This window comes from Paraburkholderia sp. GW821-FHT02A12 (genome assembly GCF_059422005.1).
In genome coordinates this window covers 3,042,867-3,060,693 of the sequence record NZ_JBWKWA010000001.1, presented here as the reverse complement: position 1 = coordinate 3,060,693, position 17,827 = coordinate 3,042,867, and the positions used below count along the sequence as shown (strand labels likewise).

The window sequence follows — 17,827 nt, the reverse complement described above, 5'->3', positions numbered from 1 at the left end:
CGACGCGGTTTCTGGATCCCAGCACAGCGGAAAAATGCCGTGTGCCTTCAGCCACGTAGTGCCGCCTCAGCGAGGAACTCCACAAAGTCCAGGACGAGACCGGAGCTTTCCTGCTCCCGCCAAAAGATATGCACGTCCAAATTCGGGAGTCCTTCGATCGGAATATAGACGATGTCATCGTGCCTCTCTCTCAACACGTAATCGGCGCCGAGCATGAGTCCGCCACTATCCTTGACGATGCGCAGACCGATCTGCGCTTGTGTTGTCTCGTAGACGAAGTTTGGCTCAACCTTGGCTCGTTGGAAGCTCGCCAGAACAGCATCGTAGAGCGGCTCGTTGACATTGCGGGAAAAGATGATCAGGTTTTCGTCCAGGAGATCTGTCAGATGAATAACCTTGACTTGAGCTAGCGGGTGAATGCGCGGCGCGGCCAATAGCCATCGCCCGTCGAGGACAAACCGGGTCGAAACGTTCGCCGTCTGATCTTCATTCGCCAACAGCACACCAATGCCAATGTCTATCTGGTGGGTGATCAACGCCTTGATTTGCTGCGTCGACACCATCTCCTTGCGGTTGATCTTGACGTTGGGATAGAGCTTCTGCAGTTCCGTCAACGCCGGCACGATAAAGGGCAGATCGGTGTATTCGACCATAGCGATCGCGATTCGCTGTTCATTTTGAAACGCGGTGCGACGCGTGACCTCCACCATCGTGTCCATCTGGGCCAGGATCTCGATGGCCTGCGCCTGAAAGACCTCACCTGCGGCCGTCAGTATGACGCCTCTGCGATCGCGGACCAGAAGCTGCACACCCAGAATCGCTTCCAGCGCCGCGATCTGCTGGCTCAAGGCCGGCTGCGTCACCGCGAGCTTTGCTGCCGCGCGTCCGAAGTGCAATTCGTCGGCGACGCCGACAAAATAACGCAGATGCTTAACGCCGATCGGGCTCATAAGGTTTTCTAATCACAGAGCCGATGATAGTCAATTGGACGGTGAGCGTGGCCGATCGTATCCTTTTTGCACGAGATGAACAACGCAGAGGAGCTAAATCGTGTCGAATTGGTTGGTAACTGGAATTTCCCGGGGCTTCGGAAAACAATTGTCGGAAGCACTTCTGAAGAATGGACACCATGTCGCTGGTACAACACGCAACGGCCTCAGCGATCTTCGTCACGAAAATCTGACTGTATTCAAGCTCGACGTGACGAACCCTGAGGATGCGCGTGCAGCCGTCCTGGATATCATCGAGACCGTCGGGCCAATCGATGTGGCAGTCAACAATGCCGGCTTCGGCATGGTCGGCGCGGTCGAAGAGGTGTCACCGGATGAAGCGCGACATGTGTTCGCAACGAATGTGTTTGGAACACTGAACGTCATACAAGCGGTTCTGCCCTCACTCAGAGAACAGCGTTCCGGCCTGATCATCAACTTCTCGTCGGTTGGCGGCATGGCGGGTTCGGCCGGGTTCGGGATCTACAACGCGACCAAATTTGCCGTCGAAGGCATGTCCGAAGCGCTTGCCCTGGAGGTCAAACCTTTCGGCATTCGCGTGATGATCGTCGAGCCCGGCTACTTCCGCACCGAATTCCTGTCGTCGCAATCCATGTCCAAAGCCGAGCGCGTGATCGAGGACTACGCGTCGACCGCCGGTGTGACACGCGCGAACGTCGGAAGCCGCGATGGTAGCCAGCCTGGCGATCCGGCGAAGGCTGTGCAGGTGATCATCGCGGCGGCCGAATCCGAGGTCCCGCCATTGCGGCTGCCGCTGGGCGCCGATGCCTTTGCCAGGATTGATGAAAAGATCGCGAAAGTCCAATCCGACATGGCGGCGTGGCGCGAGCGGGCCACCGCAACCTCGTTCGAACCCTGAGGCTTTCATGCCTTCTACCTCTTGAGAGCTGACACGCGTAGTCATCATTGCAGGCGCAATCCCGCTCCTGCAACGCTCCGCTGTGCTCCCCTTCGAGGCAACACACCAGGAGCAATCAAATGCAATACATCGTCATAACCCGCCGACGTAGCGAAAAATTTCCGGACTCCGAATACACCCCCGAGAGACTCGCAGCCGAAACCGCCGCCGTTCGCAAGCTCTATGGCGAGGGCATCGTGCGCCACATTTGGCACCGTGGCGACGTGGGGGGTGCATGCCTCCTGCTCGAAGTCGAATCCGAAGACGGCGCAAAGTCTGCCCTGAACAGGCTGCCGTTGTTTGGTTTGGGCATGCAAGAGGCGGTCTGCATTGTGCCACTGGCGCCCTACCGTGGCTTCGCGACTGAATAGCGCATCTTCGGGCACCTGAACGCGATGATCCCGCTCGCTCCCGAAGACATCGAAGATCAAAGATCGAAGGAAGGACGGGCTCATGCCTCAGATCGACAGACGCACCTTTACCATCGCAGTTGCCGCGATGGCGGCGGCAAATCTCCTCCCGGCCACGGCCCGATCGGCGAGCGTGTCCATCGCCAAAAACGTGGTCCTGGTACATGGGCTGTTCGCCGACGGGTCATGCTGGTCAGAGGTGATCGCACGATTGCAGGCCGCGGGCCTCAATGCCACAGCCGTGCAGAACCCTTTGACGACGCTACCTGAAGCGGTCGCTGCGGCAAAGCGGGTGCTCGCCCGGCAGGACGGCCCCACGGTTCTGGTCGGTCATTCCTTCTCAGGGATGATCGTCACCGAGGCCGGCATGCATCCGAACGTCTCTGCTCTCGTGTATCTGGCGGCGCGAGCACCCGACGCGGGCGAAGACTATACGGCGCTGGCCAGGATGTTTCCGACGCCACCCGCCTCGGCGGGAATCGTCTTCGACGGCGACGAAGGACGCCTATCGGAAGCTGCGTTCCTGCGTGATTTCGCGGGCGACCTGCCGGAAGCGAAGGCAATGGTGCTCTATGCGGTCCAGGAGCCGTTCAACAGGAAACTGCTCACGGGTAAGACCACACGGGCGGCCTGGCGGTCGAAGCCGAGCTTTTATGCCGTCTCGACGGAAGATCGAACGATCAACCCCGATCTCGAACGCTTCATGGCTAAGCGTATGGGCGCCAGGACAATCGAAGTGAAGGCCGGTCATCTCTCGCTGATCTCCCATCCGCAGGAAATTGCGGAACTCATCCTCGCCGCTGCGGGACAACCCGTGAAGTAGCAACGTACAGGCGGGCGCGGTCCACCTAAGGGAAAACGCGCCACATTGCCCATGTCTAGACGATCCTTCATCAACGGAAACGCGGCCCCAAGCTGTCGATGAGGCTGTCGGCCTGGGTTTCCACAACCTACAAAGGATCATGCTCATGACCACTTCTGTTCCCTCCGCGCCCCCTCCTTATGTCTTTGGCGAACTCCTTATCGACGGGCGCTGGCGCTGCAGGAACGATCTTCAAGGATTTCGATCCCTACACCGGCCGGACGCTCGTCGAAGTACCGCAGGCGAATGTCGCGGATATTGACGCTGCCTATGCGAGCGCCAAGCGGGCTCAGCGCGACTGGGCCAACACCTTGCCGGGAGAGAGGGCTGAGGTTCTGCGCACAGCTGCCGCGATCATGGACGTTCGTCACGTCGAGATCGTCGACTGGCTGATCCGGGAATCCGGCAGCGTTCGCATCAAGGCAGAGCTCGAATGGTCGGCGGTTCGCGCTATCATTCTCGAGGCGTCGACCCTGCCAACCCGCGAGTGGGGTCGCATCATGCCCGGCGATATTCCGGGCAAGGAGCACCGGATCTACCGCATCCCGGTGGGCGTCGTCTCTGTCATCAGCCCCTGGAACTGGCCGATGCATTTGAGCAGCCGCGCCTTGGCGCCCGCGCTGGCTCTCGGAAATGCCGTCGTCTTGAAGCCGGCCTCCGAGACCGTCGTCACCGGCGGGCTGCTTCTTGGGAAGATCTTCCAGGAGGCTGGTCTCCCCCGGGGTGTCCTGAATGTCGTCAGCGGTGACAATCATCTGATCGGCGACCCATTCGTCCTGCATCCCGCATCCCGGGTGATCTCGTTCACCGGCTCAACGCCGGTCGGACGACGCATTGCCGGATTGGCTGCCACCGGAAGAACACTCAAGAAGGCGCAGCTCGAATTGGGCGGCAACAATCCGCTTGTCATCCTCGACGATGCCGATCTTGAGCAGGCCGTGAACATCGCCACCTTCGGACGTTTTCTGCACCAGGGCGAGCTGTGTGTCAGCGTCAACCGGGTGATCGTCGAGGGTGCCTTTTACGATCGGTTCGTGGAGGCGTTCGTCGAGCGCGTGAAGGGTCTGAAATATGGCGATCCGAACCTCGCCGAGACGGCTGTGGGCCCGATCATCACCCAACATCAGCTTGATGGTCTGAACACGATGATCGCCAATGCGCGCGCCGACGGCGCGACGGAGCGCGTTGGCGGCAAACCTGAGGGGCTTGTTCTTCCGCCACATGTCTTCACCAACGTAACGGAGAACGTGCGTCTCGGGCGAGACGAGATTTTTGGGCCTATCGTACCGATCTTGCGCGCAAAGGATGAATCGGATGCGCTGCGTATGGCGAACGATACCGAATACGGCTTGTCGAGCGCCGTGTTGACACGCAACCTCGATCGAGGCGTGCGGTTCGCACATCAGGTCGAGGCTGGTATGACCCACGTCAACGACCTTCCAGCGGTGGATCTCGCAAACATGCCGTTTGGCGGCGAGAAGAACTCAGGTCTCGGCCGGTTTGGCGCCAATGGCATGTTCGAGGACTTCACGACCGAGCACTGGATCTCTGTGCAACACGGCGAGCGTCAGTTTCCTTTCTGACTACGGCCATTTTCGAAGAACGTCACCGCCAGTTTTCGCATCGCGGCGATCAGTGTGGCACCTGCACACTGATTGAAGCCGACACCGAAGAACAAGTACACCACACTCTGAACACGCTTTCGATGGCGGCAACCGGCATGCTCGAGGTGGTAGCTGTGATGCCGCTCAATCCGTACCGTGGTTTGGGTCAAGGCAATAGGATCCCCACCGCAGTACGTGCTCATCCGCCTCGAGTGACAGCGATGTATCCACAACTCAAACGAATTTTTTCTCAAACTCAACTTAAGGATCAGTTATGAAACTTCCACAACTCGTTATGAACAGCGGCCTTGCGATCGCTGTAGCGGCGTTCGCGTACACGCCGGCATTTGCGGCGGACTCGACGGCTGGCGCGTCGAACAGTACCGCAGCGACTAGCATGCAAGCCGCCCCGACGAAGAAGTCGGTTCGCGCGGCCAACCGTGCATTTTCCAAGACCGTTCAGAAAGCCATTTTCAAAACCAGAGGTCTCGAGCAGACGACAATCTCCGTCTTCGGTAATGCAAAGACGGGGCACGTGACGCTGGCCGGTCAGATCGTAAGCGAAGATCAGGATGGTCTGGCCGTCGATGCGGCGAAGCAGGTGCAGGGTGTCACGTCGGTTAGCAGTAAGTTGAGTCTGCGCGAGCAAGGCGGAAACTAAGCGATGGGCGCGGCGCGCCGGACGAATTCGGCCGTCGCGCCATTGATGTGGCTCTCGCTGTATTTGCACTATGTGCACGCAGACCACTGGAGATGGATTGATGACCGTATTTTTGAAGACGATATCGCGGTGCGCGCGCTGCTGAACGTCCTCAATCCGTCCGCCAAGCAACTCGATGCATGCGCGCCGAAATTTTCCCTGAAACACAAGAAGCACCACGTCGGCGTGGGCTCACCTGCGGCCGACAATCTTTGTCGCACGGTCGGACCGCCCGCCAGCATCGTGGTCGTGGAGCGCTTGTCGTCCATCGCGATCAGCGTTTCGTGGAGCGACCCGTGTTCGGGCCGGTACACGGAGCAGATCTGGTGCAGCGGCCTTGCCCGCATTGCGGCCATCTGCGCACTTACGGGCCGTGTCATCAATCGCGGCGACCGGGTGTTTCGTCCCCGGGCGCGTGCGACACGTTTGCCGCGGAATCGGCGTCAGATGATCTTGGCCGCGACCCTCGGACGTCGCGCCGACCTGGTGATCGCGGGCGCATGACACAGCCAGTCCGTGCCGTCAGCGGCAAGTGATTAACCTGATGGACGCCGGTGAGAGCTTGAGCGAGCGATTTGGTGTCGATCTCACGTCGCTGTTGCCGAAAGTCCGAAATTGGTCGAACTTAGGAGCAGAGAGCAGTGGATGCGCGACGCGATCGACCCCCGGCCCGCGTTTTTCTCAGCCGAGCCCGCCCTTCGCGTGTTCACGATAGCGACCGTCAACATGGTGACTTAATACGGGTGCAGTATTGTTGGTTTTTCTGCCGTTGAGCCAAATGTTCGTCAGCGTCAAAGCGCGGGTCTTACGGATGCATCCAACTTCTACACCGAGATCCCCGCGCTTCTTACCCCGACAGGGATTCTCGAGCCACTGATCGACTACTTCCTGCACCGTAGCCACGATCGGAGTCTGGAATGGATGCGGAAGGTAACGCGATCCATTCGTCTCTTTCTGGAATACCTCCAGGTCAATCCGACCGAGCGTGATCCCCATCGTCTGTTTCAGAATTTCGCGCAGCGCCTGTACACAGGCACCTTCAATCGCGAAACCGGATTTGACGCCACCGGGCTTTGCTGGCTGCCCCGTTCGCCGCACGACGCGGCGCGAATCGTTATCCACTTGACCGACTTCTTCAATTGGCTTGGGGAGATCCGTCCCGAAGCGTCGACGGTCAATCCACGATATGCCGGCGGGGCCTTCGATCGACAGACCGATGAAGCCGCTTACTGTGCAATGGATTCCCGTGCACGAATTAAGTACATCAACTGTAGCCGGGGATCTGGCAGAAATCGGCCATCTACGGACATTCGCCGGCTCTTCCTTATGAGCATTTGAACGTCAGCTTGCCCCTCAACAAGTGACATTCGACGTAAGTATAGGAAGGCAAGTGATCGGCCACAGCGGTCGTTCGCTTATCGGCGTTGGGGTGGCCGCTATTGGCTGCTGAACGGCCATTCGCCACTCGGCTGCCGCGAACGGCCAGTCAAATACCACCGGCAAAGCCGGTGGCTTGACATGGTGAGCGCCTCAAAGGCGCCATAACCCCGTGAGCCGCCCAAGACCGCTAGGATTCAAGGCGGTCTCCTTTATCCGCACTGCGAGGCGCCAATAAACGTCATCGACATCCTCCAGCGCCGAAAGCCAACACTTGCACCGCCACGGCAGCGAGGCGCAGCATGAGCGCAAGTGTCTCGCGGTGTTCAAACCGACCGTCGGCCCTTCGGCAACGGGAGTCAACAGGAGACGGGTGCGGCTTCCGCCCGGATCACGCGGTTTAGTTTGGTGCTCGCCGTGTCGCCACAAATGCGGACACGCGGCAGCAATGCCACCTACATGCAGCCTACTTCACTTTGGTTCGCCGAATCTCGCCGTCTTCCCAGGTCCGAGTGCCACCTGTTCATTCGCCACAGTGGCGTACGTTCAGCGGCCGCCCCGGGCCACTCCGCGTTTCCTCCTTGAGGCTTGTCCGACGCCTGCCCGCAGGCTCCGGCGAGTGTCACTTACCTACGGATCGGTGCGTCGTACAAACCTTATCGACTGAGGCCTTCGCCGGACCATGTCCTACGTCGGCATTTGGAGGCGGCCGACACCGCTCCGCACGGTGCCTCCCCGGTGGCACGTTCAAATCGCGCCGACGGGCGTTTGATTTCGCCTGGCTTTATCGCGGCAAATGCATTGACGGGTTGCGTCATAACGCACGACGGGGGTGACACTGAGGATGGAGTTATCGATGCTGACGCGTGATGATGATAAGCGACATAAATGATGGTTTTTCCCTAGCAAAAATACTTGCATTTCGTGCAGAAAAAACTACCTTGAGTAAACAAAACGATTCTTGGCTTGGCACCGGAGGAGACCCATGCCGGCTACACGTATGATGATTGCGCGCCGGGCCGGCGTGAGCGTGGCCACTGTCGATCGTGTCTTGCGCGACGATCAGGCCGTGCGTCAGGAGACGGCCGAACGCGTCCACCTGGCGCTCGCCGACCTGCGCGACGAGCGTGCGAGCCGTGGCCGACCGGCTAAGGTCACTTCTTTCCGCGTCGCGTTCGTTCTCCCGCAAGTCAACTCCCGTTTTCTGGATCATGTCGAGCGCGATATCGCGCTGTCGGCCAGTTTCTTTCGCGAGCACCGCATCACCCCTTCGTTTTATCGCTGTGACTTCGTCAGTCAGCGCGACACCGCGGCTTTCGCCGAGCAGGCGATTGAATATGACGCACTGGTTCTGGCGCCGCTCGACTATCCCTGGGTGGAGCGTTTCATCGAGGAGTTGAGTGACGCGAACGTGCCGGTCGTCACCGTGTTCTCCGATCTGCCGGCGAGCCGCCGCGCCGCTTATGTCGGGGTCGACAACCGGGTCGCCGGACGTACTGCAGGACTGCTGATGGGCCGCTTTCTTGGTGCGCGCCTCGGCACGGTCGCTGTGCTATCGGGATCGTCCCGTCTGCATGATCAGGTGGAGAGGCGCACCGGCTTTTCGCAGGTGCTGGAAGAGGATTTTCGCAACCTGCGCTGGATCGCCGAACCCGATTTCGCCGAAGACGACGACGGTGCGGGTCTGGCCATTCAGGGCCTGCGTGCGCGTCACGCGGATCTGGTCGGCGTGTATGCGACCGGCGGCGGCATCTCCGGCATTGCTGTGGCGTTGCAGGAATCGGGCGACAAGGCGCGTCTCGTCCTGATCGGCCATGAATGCACCGCGCAGACCCGCACCCAGCTGTCCGAGCGCGCGATCGACGTGATCCTCGATCAGGACGTGCGCGGCATCGTGCATTGGGCGGGACTGGCCGCCATCAACTTTCTTAACGACGTGCGTGGCGCGCTCGCCATCCCGACGCCGGAAACCCGAATTTATCTTCGTGAGAATGCGCATGCCTGACGCTCGCGACACGCGGACCGATGTTTGAGTCCGCCAGAGCCGAAATACGGCGCCCGGCGCATGGGCGCTGATTGTCATCAGGTTGGAGACCCGAGAGAGACAAGGAGAAGATAAATGTTACGTCTTACGTCAGCAAGGGTAATGGCCGCGGCGCTGGTATCGCTGGGGCTTGGCATGGCAACAGGCGCGCACGCGCAGGACAAGCAGTTGACACTCTGTTGGGCGGCCTGGGACCCGGCCAACGCACTGGTCGAACTGTCCAAGGACTTTACGGCCAAGACCGGCATCAAGATGAAGTTCGAGTTCGTGCCGTGGACCAGCTATGCCGACCGCTTTATCAACGAACTCAATTCGCACGGCAAGCTGTGCGATCTGATTATCGGCGATAGTCAGTGGATCGGCGGCGCGGCGGTGAATGGCCACTACGTCAAGCTCAACGATTTCTTCGCGAAGAACAAGATCTCGATGGACGACTTCGTGCCGGCCACGGTTGTGGGCTACTCGGAGTGGCCCAAGAACACGCCGAACTATTGGGCGTTGCCGGCGATGGCCGATGCAGTCGGCTGGACCTATCGCAAGGACTGGTTTGCACGGCCGGAACTGCGTGCCGAGTTCAAGCAGAAATACAACCGGGAACTGGCGCCGCCCACCACGCTGGATGAACTCAAGCAGACAGCCGAGTTCTTCCAGGGCCGCAAGATCGACGGCAAGACCGTCTACGGCGTGTATATCTTCACCGAGCGCGGCTCCGAAGGCATCACGATGGGGGTGACCAACGCGATGTATAACTTCGGTTTCGAATACGAGGATCCGAAGAAGCCTTATCACCTCGATGGCTACGTCAACTCGCCGGGTGCGGTCAAGGGGCTGGAATACTACAAGGCGCTCTACAAGTGCTGCACCGCGCCGGGCATGACCAACGCGTATATGCAGGAAGGACTCGACGCGTTCAAGTCCGGCCAGGTCGCGATGCAGATGAACTGGTTTGCGTTCTTTCCTGGTCTCTATAAGGATCCGAATGTTGGCGGCGACAAGATCGGCTTCTTTGTCAATCCGCGTGAACTCAAGCAGTACACGCAGCTGGGCGGCCAGGGCATCTCGGTCGTCTCGTATTCGGACCACAAGGAAGACGCCCTCGAATATATCAAGTGGTTCGCGCAACCCGACGTGCAGAAGAAGTGGTGGCAGTTGGGCGGTTATTCGGCGGCCAAGTCCGTCGTCGATGCGCCGGACTTTCCGAAGAGCGCGCCTTTCGCCACGGCGTTCCTGAAGTCGATGGCGATCGTCAAGGACTTCTGGGCGGAGCCCGCCTATGCCGAGCTGCTGCTCGACATGCAAAAGCGCGTGCACGACTACGTGGTAGCCGACAAGGGAACCGCCAAGGATGCGCTCGACCTGCTCGTGAAAGACTGGACCAAGGTCTTCAAGGGCGAAGGGAAGTACTAGCGTCTCTGACATGAACCGGCAACGGCTCACGGTGCCGTCGCTGGTTCGTTATAAGGAGTCAGGCATGTTGGCAAACAAGCCATTTCCGCCGCAAGGGCTCGAAGGCAGCGCGGCGGCGCGCGCCACGGCGAGGCTGCGCGGCCTGTCGGACCGGACCATCGCGTGGCTGTTCATTCTGCCGACGATCCTGCTGCTGCTTGCGATCAACATCTTTCCGTTGATCTGGGCGCTGCGGCTGTCGTTTACGAATTTCAGGTCGAATATGCCGAGCGTCCCGGCGCGCTTCGTCGGTATCGACAACTACGTCGATATCCTGACCGACGAGGACATCTGGTACGCGATGCAGGTGACTGCGCGTTTCGTGTTCTGGTCAGTCGGATTCGAAGTGCTGTTGGGCTTCGGCTTGGCATTGCTGATCAACCGGCAGTTTCGCAGCCATAGCTTCTGGACCACGCTGATCCTGCTGCCGATGATGCTGTCGCCTGCCGTGGTCGGCAACTTCTGGACCTTCCTGCTGCAGCCGCAGACGGGACTCTTCAACGACGTGGTGAGTATCTTCACCGGCATTCCGCCAGGCTCGTTTCAGATGATCGGCGACGTGCCTCTCGCGCCGTGGACCATCGTGATGGTGGACGTCTGGATGTGGACGCCTTACGTCATGCTCATCTGCCTCGCAGGCCTGCGTTCGATTCCGGACTACATCTACGAAGCGGCGGAAGTCGACCGCGCGTCACCCTGGCGTCAGTTCTGGTCGATCACGTTGCCGATGACCTTGCCGTTCCTGATGTTGGCGGTTCTGTTTCGCGGCATCGAGAACTTCAAGATGTTCGACATGGTGAACCTGTTGACCTCGGGCGGGCCGGGGTCGGTGACCGAGACGGTGTCGATCACGCTCAAGCGCGCCGCATTCGAGAAATGGCAGACGGGGTATTCGTCGGCGCTGGCGATCATCCTGTTCGTCACGGTGTTCGGCGCCGCGAACATCTACGTCAAGGCACTCAACCGGGTGAAACAGCGATGAAACCAGCTGCTCATGAACGATCGGTGGTGGCCGCGTCGCCGCGCGGCAAGCGGTTTGCGGCGGCCGTCGTCATCACCTATTCATTGGTCGCCACCTTGCCGATGGTGTGGATCTTTCTGACCAGCTTCAAGACGCAGGAGGATGCGATTGCGTATCCACCCGTCGTGCTGTTTCACCCGTCGATGGAAGGCTACGTCAATCTGTTCACGATCCGCTCGCGGCAGACGCCGGAGTTCATCGCGAGCCTGCCGCCCGCGCAGACCTGGTATGAACGCGACGTGCGCAAGCGCAACATGGTGATCGCCGGGCCGTCGAAGGTATTGCCGCGGTTCGTCAATTCACTGGTGATCGGCTTCGGCTCGACCTTTCTCGCGGTGTTTCTCGGCACGCTCGCGGCGTACGCGTTCTCGCGCTTCAAGGTGCCGCTGGCCGACGACCTGCTGTTCTTCATCCTGTCGACGCGCATGATGCCGCCGATCGCCGTCGCCATTCCGATCTACCTGATGTACCGCGCGCTGGGCCTCAGCGATAGCTATCTCGGCATGATTGTCCTGTACACAGCGGTCAACGTATCGCTCGCGGTCTGGCTGCTCAAGGGCTTCATGGACGAAATCCCGCGCGAATACGAAGAGGCGGCCCTGGTCGATGGCTATACGAGATTGCAGGCCTTCATGAAAGTGGTTCTGCCACAAGCGATCACAGGCATCGCCGCGACGACGATCTTCTGCCTCATTTTCGCGTGGAATGAATACGCTTTTGCGTCGCTTTTGACAAGCGGCGATGCGCAGACGATGCCGCCGTTCATCCCGTTCATCATCGGCGAGGGCGGGCAGGACTGGCCGGCAGTGGCCGCAGCCACCACCTTGTTCGTGCTGCCGATCCTGTTCTTCACCGTCCTGCTTCGCAAGCACCTGCTGCGCGGCATCACCTTCGGAGCAGTGCGCAAATGAAACGTGATTCTGTTCTGTCGCGCAGCCGGTTGCTGCGCCGCGGCTATAGCGAAGGCGGGTCGACCGCGTTGATCGGGCTCGGCGTGGCGATGCTCGTACAGCCGTTCTCGGTCGCGCTGTTCACCTGGTCGTTTCCCGTCATCCTCGTGGGGGCGATTGCGTTCGTCGTCACCAGCCACTTTCCAGAATGAACCATGTCCACGATCGTTCTCGCCAACCTGCGCAAGCGCTTCGGCGATTTCACCGCGGTACGCGATACCAACCTGACGATTCGCGCGGGCCGCTTCGTCGTGCTTCTCGGTCCATCGGGCTGCGGCAAAACCACCACGCTGCGGATGATCGCCGGGCTGGAGTTGCCGACCTCCGGACAGATTCTGATCGACGGCGAGGACGTCACCGCGTTGCGCGCGCGACAACGCGACATCGCCTTCGTGTTCCAGATGTTCGCGCTGTATCCGCATATGACGGTGCGCAACAACATCGCCTTTCCCCTGAAGAACGAGCATGTTTCGCGCCGCGAGATTGCCGCCCGGGTAGAGGCGGCAGCACACATGCTGCGCATCGAAGGGATTCTCGATCGCAAGACCGGTGGCCTGTCCGGCGGCGACCGTCAGCGCGTGGCGCTTGGCCGCGCGATCGTGCGGCAGCCAAAGGCGTTCCTGATGGACGAGCCGCTCGGCACGCTCGACGCGGACTTTCGCGAGCTGATGTGCCTTGAGCTGCGCAAGTTACACAACGCGCTTGCCGCGACCACCGTGTATGTCACGCATGACCAGAGCGAGGCGATGGCGATGGCCGACGATATTGTCGTGATGAACCACGGGGAAGTGCTGCAGGCCGGTTCGCCGCACGACATCTATCACTTCCCGGCGAGCGTTTTTGTCGGCAACTTCATCGGCAGTCCGCCGATGAACTTCTTGCCGGTGGACGGCCCGGTCGATATCGGTCACGAGCAAGTCTATCTTCATGGCACCCCGGTTTCCGTGCCGCGCTGCGACGCGAGTGCTCTTCGCGTCCTGCTGGGAATTCGGCCCGAACACGTGGTGATCGACCCACACAGCCCGTTGCGCGGCCAGGTGATCGCCGACGAATATCTCGGTTCGCATCAGGTGCTGGTGATCGAGACCGCACTGGGCACCGTGCGGGTGCGCGCCGGCAAGGACGACGGTCTTGCCGCCGGCTCTCCGGTCGGCCTCGCGTTTCGCAAGGAACGCACGCTGCTCTATGACGCCGCAACGGGACGCCTGCTGCCGGGTGCGACACACACGCTTTCCGCAAACGGAGACGCTCATGGCTGAAATTCGGCTACGCAACATCAAGAAGCACTTCGGCGACATCGTGGCGGTGGACGGCCTGTCGCTCGACGTGAAGGATGGTGAGTTCGTCGTGCTGCTGGGACCGAGCGGTGCCGGCAAGACCACCACGCTGCGCCTGATCGCAGGTCTGGAGCGACCCGATGCCGGTGACGTGTTGATCGACGACATGATCGCGACACAGATGCATCCTTCGGACCGCGACGTCGCATTTATCTTCCAGCAATATTCGTTGTATCCGCACCTGAGCGTATTCGACAACCTGGCGTTTCCGCTGCGTTCGCCGCGCCGGCGCAGCAGCGAGACCGAGGTGCGTGAGCGCATCCACGCCGTGGCCGCGATGCTGCACATGGAGTCCAAGCTCGACAACATGGCGACGCATCTGTCGGGCGGCGAAATGCAGCGCGTGGCAATCGGGCGGGCACTGGTGCGGCATCCCAAAGTGTTTCTGATGGACGAACCGCTTTCGTCGCTCGATGCGAAGTTGCGCGAGGAACTGCGCATCGAACTCAAGCGGCTGCACCGCACGATCGGTGCGACCATCATCTATGTCACGCACGATCAGGTGGAGGCGACCACGCTGGCGGACCGTATCGGCATTCTCGAACAGGGCCGCATCGTGCAGCTCGGCACGCCGCGCGAGGTCTACGGCAATCCTGTTTCGCTTGGTGCGGCGCAGCGCCTCGGCTCGCCACCCATCAACCTGCTGCCGCCGGCGCTGCTTGATTCGGCGGCAGTGCCGGTGGGCACCGCGACTGTTGCAATTCGTCCCGAGGACGTCGTGTTGCACGACGCAGACGCGCGCAACGCACTCAATCTGAAAGTGCTCGAATATTCGCCACTGCGCCATCTGCTGATCCTCGATCGCGAAGGGACGGCCGTGGTGGCGACAACCGTTGCCGAACGCAATTTCATGCCCGGGCAGTCGGTTGGCGTTTCGCTGCCGGCGCGCAGCCTGTTGTATTTCAGTGCGGACGGCCGGAGGATCCTGACATGAACGGCAAAACGGTCATGGCGTGCATCGACGCCGCCTATGCATCGCTCAAGACGCACTCGGACGAGATCGCGTTGCTCGACCAGCAGATCGGCGACGGAGATCACATTTTCAACTTGCTGCGCGGGATGGAGGCACTGCTCGCAGTGCGCACGGAAATCGAGGCTGAAGCATTCGGGCCGGCACTCGAGCTGGCCGCGAGCAAAGTGCTTTCGACGGTCGGCGGGTCGTCGGGGCCGCTGTTCTTTTCACTGCTGAGCGGGATGGCGAAAGCGTCGGCATCCAATGCCATGGATGTCGCGGGTGTGGCCCGCATCTATGCCGGCGGCGTCGAGGCGGTCAGGCAGCGGGGGAAGACCGGCGTGGGCAGCAAGACGATGATGGACGTCCTGATTCCCGTTGCTGCCCGCTTCGATGAGCTTGCCGCCGCAGGGTCACCCGCGCGTGCGGTGCTCGACGCCTTGCCGCCGGTGGCAGAAGAGCACATGCTCGCGACGCGCGACATGCTTGCGACGAAAGGGCGCGCATCGTTTCTCGGCGAACGCTCACGCGGCCATATCGACCCCGGTGCGCGTTCCAGTCAGATCATGATTGCGGCAGTGTGCGCACATCTGGCGCAAAACAAAGCGTGAAAGGAGCGCAGACCATGAAGAAATTCATCAACCACGTCGACGATTTCCTCGCTGAAAGCCTGGCGGGATTCGCCGCCGCCCATAGCGATCTGGTCGTACTGAACAACGAGCCCGTGTTCGTGCGGCGCAAGCAACTCAAAGCCGGAAAAGTGGCACTGGTGTCGGGCGGCGGCTCGGGGCACGAGCCGCTGCACACCGGCTTTGTGGGGTACGGCATGCTCGATGCGGCTTGCCCGGGCCAGGTTTTCACGTCGCCGACACCGGACCAGATGATGGCCGCTGCCAAAGCAGTGGATACCGGCGCGGGCGTGCTGTTTATCGTGAAGAACTACTCGGGCGATCTGATGAACTTCGAAATGGCATCGGAGATGTCCGAGGCTCCGAACGCGATGGTGCTGATCAACGACGACGTGGCGGTGGAGAACTCCAGCTATACCACCGGCCGGCGTGGTGTCGCGGGTGCCGTACTAGTCGAGAAGCTGGTCGGCAGCATGGCTGAAAGCGGCGCTGACCTTGAACAATGCAAGGCCTTCGGTGACCGGATCAACAAGCGCACGGCGTCAATGGGCGTCGCGTTCACGAGTTGCACGGTGCCCGCTGCTGGCACGCTGACGTTCAAGATCGGCGACGACGAGATCGAGGTCGGCGTGGGCATCCACGGCGAGCCCGGCCGGCGCCGGGCAAAGTTCGCGGCGGCCGATGCGATCGTGGGAGAACTGCTCACGGCGATCGTCGACGACCTCAAGCCGCCAGCCGGCGCCGAATTGCTGGTGCTCGTCAACGGGCTTGGGGGAACACCGCTTGGCGAACTTTATTTGCTGTTCAACTCGGCGCGCTTGTGGCTGCAGAAACGGGACCTGGCGGTTAGCCGGGCGCAGGTGGGTGCGCTGACGACTTCGCTAGAAATGGCGGGCGCGTCGATCACGCTGTCTGTGCTGGACGGCGAAATGCTGCGCCACTGGGACAGCCCGGTCCATACGCCGTCGTTGCGTTGGGGGAAGTAGGGTGCGTCGGCAGCGAGAAACGCGCTCGAGAGCAACATCGCCGAGTACTCCCGGTCTTCAGCGCGACCGAGGCAGCAGGATCTGCGCGTCCGCACGACGGATGTCGGTGTGCCCGCAAAAAGCCAGTGTGGTATCCAGTTCCTTGTGGATGATCTCCAGTCACGTTGTGACACCAACCTCGCCCATCGCACGTAGCCCGCAGAGGAAGCTGCGGCCGATCAGCGTGCCTCTCGCGCCGAGCACAACGGCCTTTAGCACGTCCTGTCCGCTGCGGATGCAGGTGCGACGAAGTGCTCATGCAGGTGATCGACAACGTTAGCGGACATGCCAACGTTGACGCTTGGCTGGCGGCTTCGGCCTTCGGGAACCGTGGCTCCCGGCCAATTTCTGACCGTCGCGATCGGCAGCTTTCTGCGTACTGTTGAGCCGGGATAGACCGATCTGCGTCGTCAGGCCATACTCCAGTTTGGTGAGACCTCTTGCGGCAACGTGCTATCAGGGAGGACAGAGGTATGCAGATTGGTGTCCAGAGCTTTGCAAGCCGCTTGCGGCCGGTGTTCGAGACCAAAGATGCCGAGCGAACGCACGCGCTGCAGTGACTGGCGGCAACTTGCCGCATCTTCGGCCGGCGCGGCTACTCTGAAGGCCTGCTGGGCCACATCACCGTGCGCGATCCCGAACTGCCGGACCATTTCTGGGTCAACCCGGTCGGCGTCCCCATGCACCAAGTCCGCGTCTCGCACTTGGTGCAGGTTAATCACCAAGGTCAGGTCGTACACGGCAGCGGGATGGTGAACCCGGTCGGGCTGCTGCTTCACACGGCCGTCCATCAGGCGCGGCCCGAGGTCACGGCGGTGTGCCACGCGCACGCTCTGCACGCGTCGACGTGGGCCGCATTCGAGCGGCTGCTCGATACGATCACACAGGACGCATGCGTCTTCTTCGAGCAGCAGGCACTGATTCTCGAGCCTCGTGTTGTGCGCGACCCGGCCGCGGCAGCACGCTTTGCCGCAGGCTTCGGCGACAAGCGGGTGGCGATCCACGGGGGCCACGGCATCTTCACGACCGGACAGACCGTGGATGAGGCGGCATGGTGGTTCGTGTTGATGAACCGCTGCTGCGAAGCGCAACTGATTGCCCAGGCTTGTGGCGAGCCTTCACTGTGGGCTCCCGATGATGCGAGATGGCTGGCTTCGGTGCTGGGATCGCCGCAGATCGGTTGGCTATCGTTTCAGACGCTATGGGACGAAATCATCCTGAGCGGCGCCGACCTGGTGCAGTGACCGCGCCGGCGGCTTGATGGGCTGCCTGGCCAGCTTACCTGGTGAGACCGGGTTGGCCCCTTGGGGAACTCCTATGACCGCTTCGCGGGCCCTCGTATGACGATCTCGAGGACTGCTTTGGGTTGAAAGTACGCATCCTGTGAATGAACCGGTCGTTCGCGGCAGCTGATTGGCGAATGGCCGTTCAGTAGCCTATAGCGGCCCCCCCCCCCAACGCCGATAAGCGAGTGGCGGCTCAGGCCGATGACTTGACGGGCAGCACGCGTGCACGAATGACGGATGAACCTCGGAAGCCGCCGTTCACGTCGCGCTAGCTCC

19 protein-coding genes and 1 pseudogene are annotated in these 17,827 nt (G+C 61.0%); 16 read left to right on the top strand and 4 right to left on the bottom strand.

What is annotated here, in order from left to right; genetic code table 11:
• Positions 1 to 47 precede the first annotated feature (47 nt).
• Positions 48 to 950: a LysR family transcriptional regulator gene (locus AC07WT_RS13845; RefSeq protein ID WP_492592823.1), complete on the bottom strand. Its 903-nt coding sequence runs from the start codon at positions 948 to 950 to the stop codon at positions 48 to 50.
• A 100-nt stretch (positions 951 to 1,050) separates the two neighbouring features.
• On the opposite strand from AC07WT_RS13845, the gene AC07WT_RS13840 reads away from it, so the two are divergent.
• The 4 genes from AC07WT_RS13840 to AC07WT_RS13825 all read left to right on the top strand — a co-directional run bounded on the left by AC07WT_RS13840 (position 1,051) and on the right by AC07WT_RS13825 (position 4,763).
• On the top strand, positions 1,051 to 1,869 hold the full coding sequence (locus tag AC07WT_RS13840; protein ID WP_492592824.1) for an oxidoreductase: 819 nt from the start codon (positions 1,051 to 1,053) through the stop codon (positions 1,867 to 1,869).
• A 119-nt stretch (positions 1,870 to 1,988) separates the two neighbouring features.
• Positions 1,989 to 2,279 (top strand): muconolactone Delta-isomerase family protein, encoded by a 291-nt coding sequence (locus AC07WT_RS13835; protein ID WP_097389185.1) that lies wholly within the window; start codon positions 1,989 to 1,991, stop codon positions 2,277 to 2,279.
• Positions 2,280 to 2,406: 127 nt separating this feature from the next.
• Positions 2,407 to 3,141, top strand: coding sequence for an alpha/beta fold hydrolase (locus AC07WT_RS13830; protein ID WP_492592845.1), 735 nt, complete (start codon positions 2,407 to 2,409; stop codon positions 3,139 to 3,141).
• A 179-nt stretch (positions 3,142 to 3,320) separates the two neighbouring features.
• Complete coding sequence (locus AC07WT_RS13825) at positions 3,321 to 4,763, top strand: aldehyde dehydrogenase family protein (protein ID WP_492592825.1); 1,443 nt, start codon at positions 3,321 to 3,323, stop codon at positions 4,761 to 4,763.
• Here the strand turns inward: AC07WT_RS13825 and AC07WT_RS13820 are convergent.
• Entirely contained in the window at positions 4,748 to 4,954 is a 207-nt protein-coding gene (locus AC07WT_RS13820) for a hypothetical protein (protein WP_494947502.1), read from the bottom strand. The two genes, AC07WT_RS13825 and AC07WT_RS13820, sit on opposite strands and share 16 nt — an antisense overlap.
• A gap of 104 nt (positions 4,955 to 5,058) precedes the next feature.
• On the opposite strand from AC07WT_RS13820, the gene AC07WT_RS13815 reads away from it, so the two are divergent.
• Entirely contained in the window at positions 5,059 to 5,445 is a 387-nt protein-coding gene (locus AC07WT_RS13815; protein ID WP_492592826.1) for a BON domain-containing protein, read from the top strand.
• Positions 5,446 to 5,448: 3 nt separating this feature from the next.
• Entirely contained in the window at positions 5,449 to 5,988 is a 540-nt protein-coding gene (locus AC07WT_RS13810) for a DUF3331 domain-containing protein (RefSeq protein WP_492592827.1), read from the top strand.
• A gap of 177 nt (positions 5,989 to 6,165) precedes the next feature.
• On the opposite strand, the gene AC07WT_RS13805 is transcribed toward AC07WT_RS13810, so the two are convergent.
• Positions 6,166 to 6,606 carry a hypothetical protein gene (locus tag AC07WT_RS13805; RefSeq protein ID WP_492592828.1) on the bottom strand — a complete coding sequence of 147 codons (441 nt, stop codon included), beginning with the start codon at positions 6,604 to 6,606 and terminating at the stop codon, positions 6,166 to 6,168.
• Positions 6,607 to 7,846: 1,240 nt separating this feature from the next.
• On the opposite strand from AC07WT_RS13805, the gene AC07WT_RS13800 reads away from it, so the two are divergent.
• The 9 genes from AC07WT_RS13800 (at position 7,847) to dhaK (ending at position 16,226) form a co-directional block, all read left to right on the top strand.
• Positions 7,847 to 8,866, top strand: a complete 1,020-nt coding sequence (locus AC07WT_RS13800) for a LacI family DNA-binding transcriptional regulator (RefSeq protein ID WP_492592829.1) — start codon at positions 7,847 to 7,849, stop codon at positions 8,864 to 8,866.
• A gap of 114 nt (positions 8,867 to 8,980) precedes the next feature.
• Positions 8,981 to 10,312 carry an ABC transporter substrate-binding protein gene (locus AC07WT_RS13795; RefSeq protein ID WP_492592830.1) on the top strand — a complete coding sequence of 444 codons (1,332 nt, stop codon included), beginning with the start codon at positions 8,981 to 8,983 and terminating at the stop codon, positions 10,310 to 10,312.
• A gap of 64 nt (positions 10,313 to 10,376) precedes the next feature.
• Positions 10,377 to 11,333, top strand: a complete 957-nt coding sequence (locus AC07WT_RS13790; RefSeq protein WP_494947501.1) for a carbohydrate ABC transporter permease — start codon at positions 10,377 to 10,379, stop codon at positions 11,331 to 11,333.
• Positions 11,330 to 12,283: a carbohydrate ABC transporter permease gene (locus tag AC07WT_RS13785; RefSeq protein ID WP_492592832.1), complete on the top strand. Its 954-nt coding sequence runs from the start codon at positions 11,330 to 11,332 to the stop codon at positions 12,281 to 12,283. Before AC07WT_RS13790 ends, AC07WT_RS13785 begins: the two co-directional genes overlap by 4 nt.
• Positions 12,280 to 12,474 (top strand): hypothetical protein, encoded by a 195-nt coding sequence (locus AC07WT_RS13780; protein WP_492592833.1) that lies wholly within the window; start codon positions 12,280 to 12,282, stop codon positions 12,472 to 12,474. Before AC07WT_RS13785 ends, AC07WT_RS13780 begins: the two co-directional genes overlap by 4 nt.
• A 3-nt stretch (positions 12,475 to 12,477) precedes the next feature.
• A complete protein-coding gene (locus tag AC07WT_RS13775) occupies positions 12,478 to 13,581 on the top strand; it encodes an ABC transporter ATP-binding protein (RefSeq protein WP_494947500.1) in 1,104 nt (367 codons plus the stop codon).
• Positions 13,574 to 14,593 carry an ABC transporter ATP-binding protein gene (locus tag AC07WT_RS13770; RefSeq protein WP_494947499.1) on the top strand — a complete coding sequence of 340 codons (1,020 nt, stop codon included), beginning with the start codon at positions 13,574 to 13,576 and terminating at the stop codon, positions 14,591 to 14,593. The genes AC07WT_RS13775 and AC07WT_RS13770 overlap by 8 nt, the downstream gene beginning before the upstream one ends.
• Positions 14,590 to 15,222 (top strand): dihydroxyacetone kinase subunit DhaL, encoded by a 633-nt coding sequence (gene dhaL / locus AC07WT_RS13765; RefSeq protein ID WP_492592836.1) that lies wholly within the window; start codon positions 14,590 to 14,592, stop codon positions 15,220 to 15,222. The genes AC07WT_RS13770 and dhaL overlap by 4 nt, the downstream gene beginning before the upstream one ends.
• Before the next feature lie 14 nt (positions 15,223 to 15,236).
• Entirely contained in the window at positions 15,237 to 16,226 is a 990-nt protein-coding gene (dhaK, locus tag AC07WT_RS13760; RefSeq protein ID WP_492592837.1) for a dihydroxyacetone kinase subunit DhaK, read from the top strand.
• Positions 16,227 to 16,283: 57 nt separating this feature from the next.
• On the opposite strand, the pseudogene AC07WT_RS13755 reads toward dhaK, so the two are convergent.
• A pseudogene (locus AC07WT_RS13755) lies at positions 16,284 to 16,502 on the bottom strand (alpha-hydroxy-acid oxidizing protein); the annotation flags it as partial.
• 323 nt (positions 16,503 to 16,825) lie between these two features.
• On the opposite strand from AC07WT_RS13755, the gene AC07WT_RS13750 reads away from it, so the two are divergent.
• Complete coding sequence (locus AC07WT_RS13750; protein ID WP_492592846.1) at positions 16,826 to 17,509, top strand: class II aldolase/adducin family protein; 684 nt, start codon at positions 16,826 to 16,828, stop codon at positions 17,507 to 17,509.
• Positions 17,510 to 17,827: the final 318 nt, after the last annotated feature.